At 55.3% G+C, this 16,384-nt stretch carries 13 protein-coding genes; 3 read left to right on the forward strand and 10 right to left on the reverse strand.

What is annotated here, in order from left to right; all coding sequences use genetic code 11:
- Positions 1 to 58: 58 nt before the first annotated feature.
- Positions 59 to 988 (reverse strand): TIGR01212 family radical SAM protein, encoded by a 930-nt coding sequence (locus tag GBC03_28280; protein ID QFS73835.1) that lies wholly within the window; start codon positions 986 to 988, stop codon positions 59 to 61.
- 686 nt (positions 989 to 1,674) lie between these two features.
- Here GBC03_28280 and gltB point away from each other — a divergent pair.
- The 3 genes from gltB (at position 1,675) to GBC03_28295 (ending at position 8,876) form a co-directional block, all read left to right on the forward strand.
- Entirely contained in the window at positions 1,675 to 6,135 is a 4,461-nt protein-coding gene (gltB, locus tag GBC03_28285) for a glutamate synthase large subunit (protein QFS73836.1), read from the forward strand.
- A 12-nt stretch (positions 6,136 to 6,147) separates the two neighbouring features.
- Positions 6,148 to 7,566 (forward strand): NAD(P)-binding protein, encoded by a 1,419-nt coding sequence (locus tag GBC03_28290; protein ID QFS73837.1) that lies wholly within the window; start codon positions 6,148 to 6,150, stop codon positions 7,564 to 7,566.
- A gap of 212 nt (positions 7,567 to 7,778) precedes the next feature.
- Positions 7,779 to 8,876 (forward strand): DUF1016 family protein, encoded by a 1,098-nt coding sequence (locus tag GBC03_28295; GenBank protein ID QFS74153.1) that lies wholly within the window; start codon positions 7,779 to 7,781, stop codon positions 8,874 to 8,876.
- Between the two features lie 55 nt (positions 8,877 to 8,931).
- On the opposite strand, the gene GBC03_28300 is transcribed toward GBC03_28295, so the two are convergent.
- From GBC03_28300 to rpsI, 9 genes are all read right to left on the reverse strand, one after another.
- Positions 8,932 to 9,399: a YhcH/YjgK/YiaL family protein gene (locus tag GBC03_28300; protein ID QFS73838.1), complete on the reverse strand. Its 468-nt coding sequence runs from the start codon at positions 9,397 to 9,399 to the stop codon at positions 8,932 to 8,934.
- Positions 9,396 to 10,271 (reverse strand): ROK family protein, encoded by an 876-nt coding sequence (locus GBC03_28305; GenBank protein ID QFS73839.1) that lies wholly within the window; start codon positions 10,269 to 10,271, stop codon positions 9,396 to 9,398. The genes GBC03_28300 and GBC03_28305 overlap by 4 nt, the downstream gene beginning before the upstream one ends.
- Positions 10,268 to 10,957, reverse strand: a complete 690-nt coding sequence (locus tag GBC03_28310) for a putative N-acetylmannosamine-6-phosphate 2-epimerase (protein QFS73840.1) — start codon at positions 10,955 to 10,957, stop codon at positions 10,268 to 10,270. Before GBC03_28310 ends, GBC03_28305 begins: the two co-directional genes overlap by 4 nt.
- A 47-nt stretch (positions 10,958 to 11,004) precedes the next feature.
- Positions 11,005 to 12,495, reverse strand: coding sequence for an MFS transporter (locus GBC03_28315; GenBank protein ID QFS73841.1), 1,491 nt, complete (start codon positions 12,493 to 12,495; stop codon positions 11,005 to 11,007).
- 117 nt (positions 12,496 to 12,612) lie between these two features.
- On the reverse strand, positions 12,613 to 13,506 hold the full coding sequence (nanA, locus tag GBC03_28320) for an N-acetylneuraminate lyase (GenBank protein QFS73842.1): 894 nt from the start codon (positions 13,504 to 13,506) through the stop codon (positions 12,613 to 12,615).
- Between the two features lie 133 nt (positions 13,507 to 13,639).
- The gene (gene nanR, locus GBC03_28325; protein ID QFS74154.1) at positions 13,640 to 14,431 is read right to left on the reverse strand and encodes a transcriptional regulator NanR; all 792 of its coding nucleotides are present in this window, start codon (positions 14,429 to 14,431) and stop codon (positions 13,640 to 13,642) included.
- A gap of 111 nt (positions 14,432 to 14,542) precedes the next feature.
- The gene (gene sspB, locus GBC03_28330) at positions 14,543 to 15,043 is read right to left on the reverse strand and encodes a ClpXP protease specificity-enhancing factor (GenBank protein ID QFS73843.1); all 501 of its coding nucleotides are present in this window, start codon (positions 15,041 to 15,043) and stop codon (positions 14,543 to 14,545) included.
- A gap of 5 nt (positions 15,044 to 15,048) precedes the next feature.
- On the reverse strand, positions 15,049 to 15,687 hold the full coding sequence (gene sspA, locus GBC03_28335) for a stringent starvation protein A (protein QFS73844.1): 639 nt from the start codon (positions 15,685 to 15,687) through the stop codon (positions 15,049 to 15,051).
- A gap of 303 nt (positions 15,688 to 15,990) precedes the next feature.
- A complete protein-coding gene (gene rpsI, locus GBC03_28340) occupies positions 15,991 to 16,383 on the reverse strand; it encodes a 30S ribosomal protein S9 (GenBank protein QFS73845.1) in 393 nt (130 codons plus the stop codon).
- Between the last annotated feature and the right edge of the window lies 1 nt (position 16,384).

Raw genomic sequence — 16,384 nt, forward strand, 5'->3', positions numbered from 1 at the left:
ACTCAATTCTGCGCAAGACGTTAGAGAATGTGCAAGAAATCCGTAGGCCCGTCATAGTTCAGGCGTCAGGCGAAACCCATGGCCGCCCAAGCGCAGAACCCTGTACGCCATGAGTATTCAAATAACGATCCAGTTCGACCATCCCGGTCCAGCGGTTTTCGCACCACAGCGGTGCCAGCAGCGTGGGGCGGCGTGCGCTGGCAGAAATACGATGATAAATCACCTCCGGCGGCGTATGGCGGATCATCTCGCCTGCGGTTTGCGTGTAGTCCGCCAGTTCAATCCCGTTCAGACGCCCCGCCTCCCATGCTCTGGCCATAATGCTTCCCTTCACGATGTGCAGCGGGTGCAGTTTGATGCCATCCACTCCCGTCTCCACCACCCGCTCAAGCGTTTGCAGGCATTCGGCCTGCCCTTCTCCCGGCAGGCCGACAATAAGATGCGAACAGACTTTCAGTCCGCGCTCACGCGCAAGGCGGGTCGTGCGCTGATAGCAGGCAAAATCGTGCCCGCGATTGATACGATGCAGGGTTTTGTCATGCGCGGTTTGCAATCCCAGCTCCAGCCACACTTCATAACCCTGATCTTTATATTCACAGAGCAGATCGAGAACCGCCTCCGGTACGCAGTCGGGACGCGTCCCCACGCACAGGCCAACAATACTGGCCTGGCTGACTGCCTGCTGATACATCGAACGCAATACCTGCACTTCAGCAAAGGTACTGGTGTAGGCCTGGAAGTAGGCCAGATAACGTTTCGCCCGATTAACCCGATGCGCCTGGTGCGCGAGCTGTTCCGCGATCGAATGATGCTGCTGCGCTTCATCCGCAAAAGAAGCAACATTACAGAAGGTGCAGCCGCCGCGTCCGATGGTGCCATCGCGATTTGGGCAGCTAAATCCACCGTGGAGCGTCAGTTTATGAACCTTTTGTCCATAACGACGAGAAAGATCCCCACCAAACATATTGACTAATTTCTGTAACTGCATAATCTGATAGACCGCGCCTTGAAAAGAGGCCAAAGCCTGCCATTTTTAGCCCTTGTCGGCGATGACCTGGATCAATCGCCCCGGCAGGCTTTTATCAATTGCATATCCAGTCAAAATAAACGATATTTCATTCACAACCCAGCCAATTACTTTTCCTTATCTCCGGCCATTTTTTTTATCTTCTGACGTCGATTGCGCAAAAACAGTGACATAAAACGCCATATCGCAACAAACCAGCATGAAACACTGTATATGACGGTGAATAAAGCGGAGACATGAGCTAACAGGCGGTTATGACAGTGAGACAGATCACACTCCCCGCCTCGTTTCCAGTACGTTAATTCAATGTCAAAATGATATTATTCTTAATACTTTCATCAAGATATATGCTCGATAGCACATTATTAGAGAAATAAGATTGCCATTTGACCTGTGTGTGGATTCCCGATAACGTGGAAATCCGCTGGAAGCTTTCTGGATGAGCGGTGTGCTCATCATATTTATGCAGTAATTGAGATTCCCTCTGACAGCAAGTCCTCAAACTTGTTTGACCTAAGCGAAAAGGATAAAGAGGGCGAATGCGAGGTAAGCGTATGACACGCAAACCCCGTCGCCATGCTCTTGGTGTGCCCGTGCGCAAACGGTATCGGAAGGGGGTCCCGCAGAGCCTGGGGAGGTTCACTGATATGTTGTACGATAAATCCCTTGAGAAGGATAACTGTGGTTTCGGCCTGATCGCCCACATAGAAGGCGAACCTAGCCACAAGGTAGTGCGTACCGCCATACACGCACTGGCCCGAATGCAGCACCGTGGCGCAATCCTCGCCGATGGTAAAACGGGCGATGGTTGTGGTCTGCTGCTGCAAAAACCTGACCGCTTTTTCCGCATCGTTGCCGAAGAGCGCGGCTGGCGTTTAGCCAAAAACTACGCGGTCGGTATGATCTTCCTGAACAAAGATCCTGAACTGGCCGCTGCATCTCGCCGTATTGTCGAAGAAGAGCTTCAGCAGGAAACCCTGTCGATTGTTGGCTGGCGCGATGTGCCGACCAACGAAGGTGTACTGGGTGAAATCGCCCTCTCCTCCCTGCCGCGTATTGAACAAATTTTTGTGAATGCCCCTGCGGGCTGGCGTCCACGCGATATGGAACGTCGTCTGTTCATCGCCCGTCGCCGTATTGAAAAACGACTGCAGGAAGACAAAGACTTCTACGTCTGTAGCCTGTCAAACCTGGTCAACATCTATAAAGGTCTGTGTATGCCGGCGGATCTGCCGCGCTTCTACCTGGACCTCGCGGACCTGCGTCTGGAATCGGCCATCTGTCTGTTCCACCAGCGCTTTTCCACCAACACCGTGCCGCGCTGGCCGCTGGCGCAGCCGTTCCGCTACCTGGCGCACAACGGTGAGATCAACACCATTACCGGTAACCGCCAGTGGGCCCGCGCCCGTACCTATAAATTCCAGACCCCGCTGATCCCGGATCTGCACGACGCCGCGCCGTTCGTTAACGAAACCGGCTCCGATTCCAGTTCCATGGATAACATGCTGGAACTGCTGCTGGCCGGGGGGATGGATATCATCCGTGCCATGCGCCTTCTGGTGCCGCCGGCCTGGCAAAACAACCCGGATATGGATCCGGATCTGCGCGCCTTCTTTGACTTTAACTCCATGCACATGGAGCCGTGGGACGGCCCGGCGGGTATCGTCATGTCCGACGGGCGCTTCGCCGCCTGTAACCTCGATCGTAACGGTCTGCGTCCGGCGCGTTATGTCATCACCAAAGACAAGCTGATCACCTGCGCGTCTGAAGTCGGGATCTGGGACTACCAGCCTGACGAAGTGGTCGAAAAAGGTCGCGTCGGCCCGGGCGAACTGATGGTTATCGACACCCGTGGCGGCTGCATTCTGCATTCGGCCGAAACTGACGACGACCTGAAAAGCCGCCATCCGTATAAAGAATGGATGGAGAAGAACGTCCGTCGCCTGGTGCCGTTTGAAGATCTGGCTGACGATCGGGTGGGCCAGCGTGAACTGGACGACGACACGCTCGCCAGCTACCAGAAACAGTTTAACTACAGCGCCGAAGAGCTGGATTCCGTACTCCGCGTGCTCGGTGAAAACGGTCAGGAAGCGGTCGGCTCAATGGGTGACGATACCCCGTTTGCCGTACTTTCCAGCCAACCGCGCATTATTTACGACTACTTCCGCCAGCAGTTTGCTCAGGTGACTAACCCACCTATCGATCCGCTGCGTGAAGCACACGTCATGTCGCTGGCGACCAGCATCGGTCGCGAGATGAACGTCTTTTGCGAAGCGGAAGGACAGGCGCACCGTCTGAGCTTTAAATCGCCGATTCTGCTGTACTCCGATTTCCAACAGCTCACCACGATGAAAGAAGAGCACTATCGCGCTGACCGGCTGGATATCACCTTCGATGTAACGCAAACCACGCTGGAAGAAACGGTCAAAGCGCTGTGCGATACCGCCGAGCAGATGGTACGCAGCGGCACCGTTCTGCTGGTGCTGACGGATCGTAATATTGGCAAAAATCGTCTGCCGGTACCGGCTCCAATGGCGGTCGGCGCGGTACAGACGCGGCTGGTAGAACAGAGCCTGCGCTGCGATGCCAACATCATCGTCGAAACCGCCAGCGCCCGTGATCCACATCACTTCGCCGTGCTGCTGGGCTTTGGCGCAACGGCCATTTATCCGTACCTCGCGTACGAGACGCTGGGCCGTCTGATAGACACCCAGGCGATCGCCAAAAACTACCGTACCGTGATGCTGAACTACCGTAACGGCATCAATAAAGGGCTGTACAAGATCATGTCCAAAATGGGCATTTCGACCATCGCCTCCTACCGCTGCTCCAAACTGTTTGAAGCGGTAGGTCTGCATGATGATGTCGTTGCGCTGTGCTTCCAGGGCGTGGTCAGCCGTATCGGCGGCGCGGGTTTTGCTGACTTCCAGCAGGATCTGCTGAACCTGTCTAAGCGAGCCTGGCTGGCGCGTAAACCGATTACGCAGGGCGGCCTGCTGAAGTATGTGCACGGCGGCGAATACCACGCCTACAACCCGGATGTCGTACGTACTCTGCAACAGGCGGTTCAGAGTGGTGAATACAGCGACTATCAGGAATACGCAAAACTGGTCAACGAACGTCCCGCGACGACGCTACGCGATCTGCTGGCAATTAACCCCGGCGACGAGGCGGTCAGCATTGAGGCGGTCGAACCGGCAAGTGACCTGTTCAAACGTTTTGATACTGCGGCAATGTCGATTGGCGCACTGAGCCCGGAAGCACATGAAGCGCTGGCCGAAGCGATGAACAGCATCGGCGGTAATTCTAACTCTGGTGAAGGTGGCGAAGATCCGGCGCGCTACGGCACCAATAAAGTGTCGCGCATCAAACAGGTGGCTTCCGGTCGTTTCGGCGTCACGCCGGCGTACCTGGTTAACGCCGACGTCATTCAGATTAAAGTCGCTCAGGGCGCGAAGCCCGGCGAAGGCGGTCAGTTACCAGGTGACAAAGTGACCCCGTACATCGCTAAACTGCGCTACTCGGTGCCGGGCGTGACGCTGATCTCCCCGCCGCCGCACCACGATATCTACTCTATCGAGGATTTAGCACAGCTGATTTTCGACCTGAAGCAGGTTAACCCGAAAGCGATGATCTCCGTGAAGCTGGTTTCTGAACCGGGTGTCGGCACCATCGCCACCGGCGTAGCGAAAGCCTATGCGGATCTCATCACCATCGCCGGTTATGACGGCGGCACCGGCGCGAGCCCGCTCTCTTCGGTGAAATACGCGGGCTGTCCGTGGGAACTTGGACTGGTGGAAACCCAGCAGGCGCTGGTCGCTAACGGCTTGCGTCACAAGATCCGTTTGCAGGTCGACGGCGGTCTGAAAACCGGCGTGGATATCATTAAAGCGGCGATTCTCGGCGCAGAGAGCTTCGGCTTCGGGACCGGTCCGATGGTGGCGCTGGGCTGTAAATACCTGCGTATTTGCCATCTGAACAACTGTGCAACCGGCGTAGCAACCCAGGACGATAAACTGCGTAAGAACCACTATCACGGTCTGCCATTTAAAGTCACCAACTACTTTGAGTTCATCGCTCGCGAAACTCGCGAACTGATGGCGCAGCTTGGCGTGACGCGTCTGGTGGATCTGATTGGCCGTACCGACCTGTTGAAAGAACTGGACGGGTTTACCGCCAAACAGCAGAAGCTGGCGCTGTCCCGACTGCTGGAAACCGCAGAACCGCATCCCGGCAAAGCGCTGTACTGCACCGAAAACAACCCGCCGTTTGATAATGGCGTGCTGAACGCGCAGTTACTACAACAGGCGAAGCCGTATGTCGACGAACGCCAGAGCAAAACCTTCTGGTTCGATATTCGCAACACCGATCGGTCCGTTGGCGCATCGCTCTCGGGGTATATCGCTCAGACCCACGGCGATCAGGGACTGGCCTCTGACCCGATTAAAGCGTACTTCAGCGGCACGGCAGGCCAGAGCTTCGGCGTCTGGAACGCGGGCGGCGTGGAGCTGTATCTGACCGGCGATGCCAACGATTATGTCGGTAAAGGCATGGCGGGCGGCCTGCTGGCGGTACGTCCTCCGGTTGGTTCCGCTTTCCGCAGCCATGAGGCGAGCATCATCGGTAACACCTGCCTGTATGGTGCGACCGGTGGTCGTTTGTATGCCGCAGGGCGAGCAGGTGAACGTTTCGGGGTACGTAACTCCGGCGCGATCACCGTGGTGGAAGGGATTGGCGACAACGGTTGTGAATACATGACCGGCGGGATCGTCTGTATCCTCGGCAAAACCGGGGTGAACTTCGGCGCAGGCATGACGGGTGGGTTCGCCTACGTGCTGGACGAAGACGGCGAATTCCGTAAACGCGTGAACCCAGAACTGGTCGAAGTACTGGGCGTTGATGAACTGGCTATCCACGAAGAGCATCTGCGTGGCCTGATCACCGAACACGTGCAGCATACCGGTTCGCAGCGCGGAGAAGAGATTCTGGCCAACTGGTCAGCCTTCGCCAACAAATTCGCGCTGGTTAAACCGAAGTCCAGTGATGTGAAAGCACTGTTGGGTCACCGTAGTCGTAGCGCAGCAGAGCTGCGCGTGCAGGCGCAGTAAGGGGTAGCAACAATGAGTCAGAACGTATACCAGTTTATCGACCTGCAGCGTGTTGATCCGCCGAAGAAGCCGCTGAAGATCCGCAAAATCGAGTTTATTGAAATCTACGAACCGTTTTCAGAAGGTCAGGCAAAAGCGCAGGCAGACCGCTGTCTGTCCTGCGGCAACCCGTACTGTGAGTGGAAATGTCCGGTTCATAACTATATTCCAAACTGGCTGAAGCTCGCCAATGAAGGACGAATCTTTGAAGCAGCGGAACTGTCTCACCAGACCAATACGCTGCCCGAAGTGTGCGGACGCGTGTGCCCACAGGACAGACTCTGCGAAGGTTCCTGTACGCTGAACGATGAGTTTGGCGCCGTCACCATCGGCAACATCGAGCGTTATATCAATGATAAAGCGTTTGAAATGGGCTGGCGTCCGGATATGACCGGCGTTCGCCAGACCGACAAACGGGTGGCGATCATCGGCGCCGGCCCGGCTGGACTGGCCTGTGCCGACGTGTTAACCCGCAACGGTGTGAAGGCCGTGGTGTTTGACAGGCATCCGGAGATCGGCGGCCTGCTGACTTTTGGCATTCCGGCCTTCAAACTGGAAAAAGAGGTGATGACCCGCCGCCGTGAAATTTTCACCGGTATGGGGATCGAGTTCAAACTGAACGTGGAAGTGGGTCGTGATGTACAGCTCGACGACCTGCTGAAAGAGTACGATGCGGTATTCCTCGGCGTCGGCACCTATCAGTCCATGCGCGGCGGGCTGGAAAACGAAGATGCCGATGGCGTATTCGATGCCCTGCCGTTCCTGATCGCCAACACCAAGCAGATCATGGGCTTTGGTGAAACCACCGACGAGCCGTACGTCAATATGGAAGGGAAACGCGTGGTGGTGCTGGGCGGCGGCGATACCGCCATGGACTGCGTGCGGACCTCCGTTCGTCAGGGCGCAACGCACGTCACCTGCGCCTATCGTCGTGATGAAGAGAACATGCCGGGCTCCCGCCGCGAAGTGAAGAACGCGCGCGAGGAAGGCGTTGAGTTCCAGTTCAACGTGCAGCCGCTGGGCGTGGAAGTAAACGCCAATGGTAAGGTCTGCGGCGTGAAAATGGCGCGTACCGAAATGGGTGCGCCGGATGCGAAAGGCCGCCGCCGTGCGGAGATCGTAGCGGGTTCCGAGCACATCGTGCCGGCAGATGCCGTGGTCATGGCGTTTGGTTTCCGTCCTCACAGCATGGAGTGGCTGGCGAAACACAGCGTCGAACTGGATTCTCAGGGTCGAATCATCGCCCCGGAAGGCAGCGACAACGCTTTCCAGACCAGCAACCCGAAAATCTTCGCCGGTGGTGACATTGTGCGCGGTTCGGATCTGGTGGTTACCGCCATTGCCGAAGGGCGCAAAGCAGCTGACGGGATCATGAACTGGCTGGAAGTGTAGTAAACCTTTCTGACTCCCCTGCCCCGAGAACTCGCTCAGGGATGGGGAGTCACTCTTGTTCTTCACATTATCCCACCTCCATTCTTCGAAAGCGGCTCGCAAATATCGCCGTAAGTGGATGTAATGGGCTGAGAAGAATTGACCGCATATCCCTTAAGTATACTGATAGCGATATATTTTCAATTCGTAACTATCATGTCAGGGATAATATGATGGCAACAACATCAGCACAACACACAGACGATTATCAGCAAATCCACGACGGCATTATCCATCTGTTGGATACCGCCAGGACAGAGACCGTCCGCAACATCAACGCGATCATGACGGCGACGTACTGGGAAATTGGCCGACGCATTGTCGAGTTTGAGCAGGGCGGAGAAGCACGGGCAGCTTATGGTACTCAACTGATTGAGCAACTGTCCGTTGATTTAACCCGGCGCTATAAACGAGGTTTCTCAACCGGAAACCTGCGTCAAATTAGAGCTTTTTATCTTTATTTTCAGCATATTGAAATTCACCAGACGGTGTCTGGTGAATCTATAAATCTCATACAACTCGCCAGGATATTCCCGTTGCCCTGGTCAGCCTATGTCCGGCTCCTGTCGGTTAAAAACGCAGATGCCCGCACCTTTTACGAGAAAGAGACATTACGCAACGGTTGGTCGGTACGACAACTCGATCGGCAAATCGCTTCTCAGTTTTATGAACGGACAATGCTGTCTCATGATAAACCCGCATTGCTGCAACAGGCCGCACTCACCGTGCCCGACGTCTTACCAGAACACGCAATACGCGATCCCTTTATTCTCGAATTCCTCGAACTAAAGGATGTGTATTCGGAATCCGATCTGGAAGAAGCACTGATAAATCATCTGATGGAGTTTATGCTTGAGCTCGGTGACGATTTCGCTTTTGTCAGCCGCCAGCGCCGATTGCGCATTGACGATAGCTGGTTTCGCGTCGACCTGCTTTTCTTCCATCGCCGCTTGCGCTGTCTGTTAGTCGTTGACCTGAAAGTGGGAAAATTCAGCTATGCCGACGCAGGACAAATGAACATGTACCTGAACTACGCTAAAGAGCACTGGACAATGCCTGGGGAAAATCCGCCAGTCGGGTTAATCCTGTGTGCGGGAAAAGGAGCTGGAGAAGCACACTACGCGCTGAACGGTTTACCGAATACTGTGATGGCAAGCGAGTACAAAGTGCAATTACCTGACGAAAAATTACTGGCAGATGAACTCATCCGTTCGCAAATAGCACTGACAGCGCAGAAAATTGAATCCTCAGAAACGCGTTTGACGGAATGATGAACGGAAGGAATATAAAAACGTAAATCCGGATGGTAAAAACCATCCGGCCTTTTCATGCGGCTAACAGGCTGGCGCGCACCTTCACGACAACTTTCTTAATCTCTTTCGGTTCACCAACACAGCATCCTGGCTTGTGTGGTTCTCCTGGCATAAACACCGCGAACATACCAGGCTGTAGGGAAATGGTCTGGCAATCAGCAATCTCACGGCAAAGCTGATAGTCCTCTTCTACATGCACCTCTTCACACTGGCGCGCGGAATCGACCACGCCGAACTGAATACGCTCCTCCCCGGTCAGTAATAGCTGGATATCGATATACTGCTCGTGCCGCTCTGCCTTTTTCTCTGTGGACGATTGCGTGGCAAACTGCATCACATTCATAAAGATATCGTCCCCGCGTAGCTCAACGCGACCAGGGGCTTGCTCTTGTGGTCTGGCGGTCAACGCCAGCGTCAGCGCCTCTTCCAGTACAGGATGCAGACCCGCTGCGGACAACGAACTAACTTCACCCAATATCATCCTTTTTCTCCCTGTGCTAACAATGCCGCGCCCAGCAGTCCCGCGTCGTGACGGTAGTGTGCTGCGCTTAATTCAACGTGATAAACCGGGGGCATCTGTTCGAGACAGGCGCGGACCTGCGCCAGATACCCTTGCGCCAGTCCAACGCTGCCGCCGACAACCACCCGCTGGCAATCGGTGATCGCTTTCGTATCGGCTATCAGCCGCGCCAGCACCTGTGCGGAGTATGCGACCAGACGACTGGCCTGTTCATCACCCTCTGCCGCACGGGAAAAAATGGTTTTCGCATCACATCCGGCGAGCGCCCCTTGTGCCGCTGCGGCAATCCCGCGCCCCGACGCGATCGCCTCGACGCACCCCACCCGCCCGCAGCCGCACACCGGTCCATTAGGATCCGCGAGGGTATGTCCCAGGTGTCCGGCCAGGCCGCCAGTGCCGGTAACTAAACGACCGCCGCTGATCACCCCTCCGCCCACACCGGTTGAAACGGTGATAAACACCATATCGCGCGTATCATCGGCCATGGCGTGATACTCCGCCCATGCGGCGGCCTGTGCATCGTTGACCGCCAGCGTTGGTAAACGGGTGAGGGCTTCTAACGTCTGCACCAGCGGAAAGTGAAGCAATCCGCCCAGGTTCCCCGGGTTAATCGCCAGCAGATTCCCTTCACGAATAATCCCCGTCGAAGCAATTGCCACCCGATGCGCCTGTGCCTGCAACGGTTGCACCAGCGTTTTCAGCGCGTCGCACAGTGCCTGCGACGTTTTACTGGCAGGCGTGGGCAGCTCGCGACGTTCGCGAATCTGCAAATCATCCTCCACCAGCGCGGCGGCAAGTTTCGTGCCGCCAACATCAATTGCCAGTGTCGTCATAGCACCGCCTTTTTCAGCGCCGTGTTATACCACTCGCAGATGTGCTCCAGCCGGGTAATTGCAGATCCGACCGTCACCGCCCAGGCACCGTGTCGCATCGCTTCACCAGCCTGCGCTGGGGTGTTGTAACGGCCTTCGGCAATCACCCGACAACCGGCTTCGCTCAGCGCTTTCACCAGCGCCAGATCCGGCTCTGCAGGCGTTTCTGCCGTGGTGTAACCCGAAAGCGTGGTGCCAATAATTTCTGCACCGAGCGCCTGACAGGCCAGACCGTCCTTCAGCGAGGAGCAATCGGTCATTGCCAGCAACTGGTGATGATGAATACGGGTCAGCAGCGCTGCAACCGGCACCGGACGCACACGGTCAGTCCCGTCAATCGCAATAATGTCCGCACCGGCCTGCGCCAGCGCATCGACATCCTCCAGAAACGCGGTAATGCGCACCGGAGAATCCGCAAGATCGCGCTTGAGAATGCCAATTATCGGTACGGAAACGACGGCACGCGTCGCCTTCAGATTCTCAACACCTTCAATACGCAACGCGACGGCACCCGCCTGCTCTGCCGCCAGCGCCATCGCCGCCACAATCTCAGGTTTATCCAGTGGGCTGCCGGGAACCGGCTGGCAGGAGACAATCAGACCACCCTGCGCGGCAATGTTTTTATCCAGTTGTGCAAGTAACGACATACCTCTTCCCTTACGAATGCTGCCCGGTACAGGACCGGGCAAGTGGATTAACTTTTGCTTTTGACTAAAGGGCTTTTATCACCGCCGAACGGGATGGCACCGCTAAACGGTTTACCGTCGATAGCGTCATGGGTACGCAGCGCCTCAGGTCGCAGCCAGCGCTGGACGCGGGACGGCATATCCAGACCAATCAGCAGGATCACCACAAAGGTCAGGCTGAAAGAGAGCGATCCCAACGCGGTCCCCAGATCCAGACGCTGGGCAATCAGCGCCCCCAGAATCGGTGCCAATGCCCCGCCGAGCGCCCCGACGTTATAGGTGAAGCCCAGACCGGCCGCACGCTGATCGGTATCGAAATAGCCGCCAATCAATTTCGGCAAGATCCCGGAGATCCCTTGTCCCAGCATCTGCTGGAAAAACAGCAGAAAGCCGAGCACCCAGACGTTAGTACCACCTATCGCAAACACCGGAATGATCAGCACCTGTGAGGCCAGCAAGCTGCACACATAAGCTTTGCGGGTCCCCAGCCAGTCTCCGAGGAAGCCACCCACGCAGCAACCGACCGCGGCGCCAAAGCCGCTAAAGAAGAGCACGCGCGCCACGGTGGAAGGATCGTATGCCAGTTCAGTTTTCAGATAGGTAGGCAACAGCGCCTGAATCGGCCACGAGTAGAGGAAAGCAAACAAGACGACAACCATGAGCGTGACGCCCGTCGGCCAGCGCTTGCCGCTGCTTTGTACCATGAAGCTGATGAAGATCACCGCACACAGCAAACCCAGTACCGCGACAATCGCCGCATTTTGCAGGTCGCCGGCAAAGCAGAACCACAGTGCCGCCGCCGCTGCTATTGTCATCAGAATGTTGACGACGCGATGCTCACCCCGATAGAGAATATCAACCATCGTACGTACCGGCGCTTTGCCTGCATGCTTCTCTTTCCAGTCCTCAGCTTCCGGTATGTTTTTCCGCAGCCAGAGGGCAAAAATAATCGGCAGAATGCCAATGAAGAACAGCGCGCGCCAGCCCCAGACCGGCACAACCAGGCTGTAGACCTGAGCCGCAATCACGGCGCCAACGGAGAAGCCCGAGATAAGAAAACCACTGGCCTTATTACGCAGATGCTTCGGCCAGCTTTCAATAACATAGGTTGCACTGGAGCCGTATTCGCCCGCCATCCCCATGCCAATCACCAGTCGGGCGATAAACATGGTGGTGTAACCCGGCGCAAAACCACAGGCCAGCGTCCCCATTGAAAACAGAATAATACTGGTGACCATTGCCAGACGGCGTCCATAACGGTCGCCCATTGCGCCCAGCATTAACCCGCCAAACCAGCGGGAAATAAAAGCTGCCGAAATCAGACTCGCCGCCTGAACCGTCGTCAGCCCAAATTCTCCCTGTACTTCCGTCAGCACAAGGGCAATCAACACAAAATCAAAACCATCCAGCAAATATCCCAGCCATGCGGCGGAGAATGCCCGCCATTGTGCCCGGTTGAGATGGCGATACCACGGGATGCTTTGGGTAGAAGTACTCATTTTACTCTCCCGACGATTTTTTTATTGTATTGCCGGATGGCGGCTTCGCCTTATCCGGCCTACGTATCGTGTTGTGTTTTGTAGGCCGGATAAGCATCAGCGCCATCCGGCACCCCATCAGGAACGTTCCGCCATCAATTGTTCCGCCAGTGCTTTCAGCGCAGGCACGTATTTTTCCTCTACAGGGGCAAACGGCTTACGGCACAGTGGTACAGAAACCACGTCCATATAGTGCAGAACCGTTTTCAGCCCACGGAACACGCCGGCCTTAATAAGGAGATCGATAACCTTATTGCACTCTGTTTGCAGTTTTTGCGCCGTCCGGATGTCGCCTTCTTTGAGCGCTTTCACAATTCCCAGATATCGCCAGCCCATGATGTTGTAAGTGCTGCCGATACCACCGTCCGCTCCGGCCAGCAGGCCAGAAGCGAAAATTTCGTCATAACCGTTATAGAGCACCAGATCCGGATGCGCGCGGCGGATCTGTTCCATCTGAAACAGATCGCCCGACGTTTGTTTCAGTGCGCCAACGCCAGGCAATGTCACCAGCGTGTTGATCTGATCCAGCGTTAACTTCACGCCACTCAACGCCGGAATGTTATAGACCACCATCGGCAGGCCATCTGCTGAATCAATAATGGCCCGGTAATGATCGCAGTGTTCTTCAAAGCTGAACGGATAGTAGAACGGCGTTACCGCAGAGACGGCGTCAAAGCCGTAACGGTGCGCTGCGCGAGCGAGTTGCTGGCTCTCGTGAGTGCTGACCGTTCCAACATGAGCGATAAGCGTCACCTTGCCCTTCGCCTCTTCCGCGACCACTTCCAGCACCTGCTCCCTTTCCGCACAGTTCTGCACAAAGGCTTCGCCGGTAGAGCCACCGACGTACAGCCCATCAATACCCTGAGCGATGTTAAAACGCACCAGTCGGCGCAGGCTCTCAATATCCAGTTTTTGTTGGTTATCGAAGGGGGTTAACAACGCTGGCATCACGCCTCGTAAATCTTTTGCCATAACGACCTCTGTCATGATTAGTGTTATCTAACTGCATACCTTTATACCTGTTATACCAGATCAAATAAGCAGCAGCACAATACAGAACGCTTATAGTGCGATCTGCTTCACTAAACGATCGTCAGGATCGCGATCACTTACGTGTTTTTGAATTTTTACCGAGCGCGTGCCAGGTGGCGGAAACGCTGTTGAGATGAGATTGCAAGGCGCGGTCGGCTTCATCCGGATCGTGCTGGCGAATGGCCTCTACGATGGCAATATGCTGCTGATAACTCACGTTATTGTGCTCGTAAAGCTCACGATCCGACACGGTCGGGCGAGCGGCGATCAGCCAGTCAAGCAGCGCAACGTGGATCGCCATAAAGATCGGATTGCCGGGGATCTCCGCCAGCACGCGATGAAAATCGACATCTGAACGGATGAACAGCGCGTTATCATCCAGCGACTGACTGTTGATCTCCAGTGCTTTTGTCAGCAGATCGATTTGTTCCTCTGTCGCATTCTCCGCGGCATAACGCACGAGGCTGGACTCAAAGAACAGACGCAATTGCTCAAAGTGGGCAATACCGCCAGGATGCGCGAGGAAATCTTTCGCCATTCCGGACAGTTCACCAATGATGGTGTCCGCCGAAGGACGCGAAACGCGGGCGCGTTCGCCGTTGTTGATTTGCACCAGACCTTTACGCTTCAGCGCTGCCAACGCCTCACGTACAGAAGGACGACCGACGTTGAAAAAGGCCATCAGTTCCCGCTCGGACGGCAACTGTTCTCCCTCGCCGAATTCACGACGACGGATCATCTGCTCTAACTCTTCCTCGACCATTTCCGACAGCTTTTTACGCGCCAGCGGACGACGACGAAGGCTACGCCCAATGGTAGCGGGAGAATCTTCTGCTTGCGAATCGAATGCGTTCATAAGACCTATTTGCGAATCACGGTGACAAACAACAGCAGGCTCATCGTAACACAGGATCGGAAGGAGGGCGAAACCGTGGTCGGCGCGATCAAAAACAGGCCTCACTGGGCCTGTTTTCATCTATTTAACAACACGTAATGCCGGTCGGCCACCACGCGGCGGTGGCGGATCGTCATCCGGGCTGTTGTCATCATCATGATCCGGCTTATCACCGTCAATGACTGACATAACGGTTTCGCTCTCTGCGCCAGATGCCGCATCATCATCGTTGAGACTGGCAACATCCTCGTCATAGGCCGCTTCCGGTTCAAACATCGTTCCGGCACCGTTTTCACGCGCATAAATAGCCAGCACTGCTGCTAACGGCACAGAAACCTGACGTGGAACACCGCCAAAACGGGCGTTAAAACGCACCTCGTCATTTGCCAGCTCCAGATTTCCCACCGCACGCGGCGCAATGTTCAGGACAATCTGCCCGTCGCGTGCATATTCCATTGGGACATGCACACCAGGCAACGTCACATCCACCACCAGGTGCGGCGTGAGCTGGTTGTCCAGCAACCACTCATAGAAAGCGCGCAGCAGATACGGACGACGTGGTGTTAGCTGTGACAAATCCATCAGTATTAACCCCGGCCAAGACGCATTTCGCGTTCAGCTTCGGTTAAGGACGCCAGGAAAGAATCACGCTCGAAGACGCGGGTCATATAACCTTTCAACTCCTTCGCGCCCGCCCCACTGAACTCAATTCCCAACTGCGGCAGACGCCACAGCAGCGGCGCCAGGTAGCAATCCACCAGGCTGAATTCATCGCTCAGGAAATACGGTTTCTGACCGAATACCGGTGCAATCGCCTGCAGCTCTTCACGCAGTTGTTTGCGGGCAACGTCAGCTTCTGAAGCAGACCCGTTAACGATGACGTTCATCAACGTATACCAGTCTTTTTCGATACGGTGCATGTACAGGCGGCTTTCACCACGTGCCACCGGGTAAACCGGCATCAATGGCGGATGAGGGAAACGCTCATCCAGGTATTCCATAATGATGCGAGATTCCCACAGGGTCAGCTCACGATCCACCAGTGTCGGGACGCTCTGATTCGGGTTGAGGTCAATCAGATCCTGCGGGGGATTGTCCTTTTCCACGTGCTCGATCTCGAAACTTACACCTTTCTCCGCCAACACAATGCGGACCTGATGGCTATAGATGTCAGTAGGACCAGAAAACAGCGTCATTACCGAACGTTTGTTGGCAGCGACAGCCATGAAAACCTCCAGGTATATTCAGAATTTTTACTGCTACCGGCCATCGCATGGCCAGTCAGAAGTGATGACACCCACTTCGGAAAAGTCATCATCGTTCAAAAAGCAAACAAAAAATGAGCAATACCCGATATTTGGGCGGAAAATTGGATGATAGTTTACCAGATTTTGTGACCTTTGTGGTGAGTCGATTCTGGAAATGGGGAAAAAGAGGGTTTTGTCAGAGGATTACGCCAGGTTTATTCATAAAAAAACCCGCCGAAGCGGGTTTTTCGCCAACGGTAATCTGCCAAAGGCAGAAAACAATTAACGTTTGGAGAACTGCGGACGACGACGTGCTTTACGCAGGCCGACTTTCTTACGTTCAACCTGACGAGCATCACGAGTAACGAAGCCAGCTTTACGCAGTTCGCCACGCAGGGACTCATCGTACTCCATCAGAGCGCGGGTGATACCGTGACGGATCGCACCAGCCTGACCAGAGATACCACCACCTTTAACAGTGATGTACAGATCCAGTTTCTCAACCATGTCGACCAGTTCCAGCGGCTGACGAACTACCATGCGGGCAGTTTCACGACCGAAGTACTGTTCCAGAGAACGTTGGTTGATAACGATTTTGCCGTTGCCCGGTTTGATGAAAACGCGAGCTGCGGAACTTTTGCGGCGACCAGTGCCGTAGTATTGATTTTCAGCCATT

The organism is Citrobacter telavivensis (assembly GCA_009363175.1).
Taxonomy (GTDB): Bacteria; Pseudomonadota; Gammaproteobacteria; order Enterobacterales; family Enterobacteriaceae; genus Citrobacter_A; species Citrobacter_A telavivensis.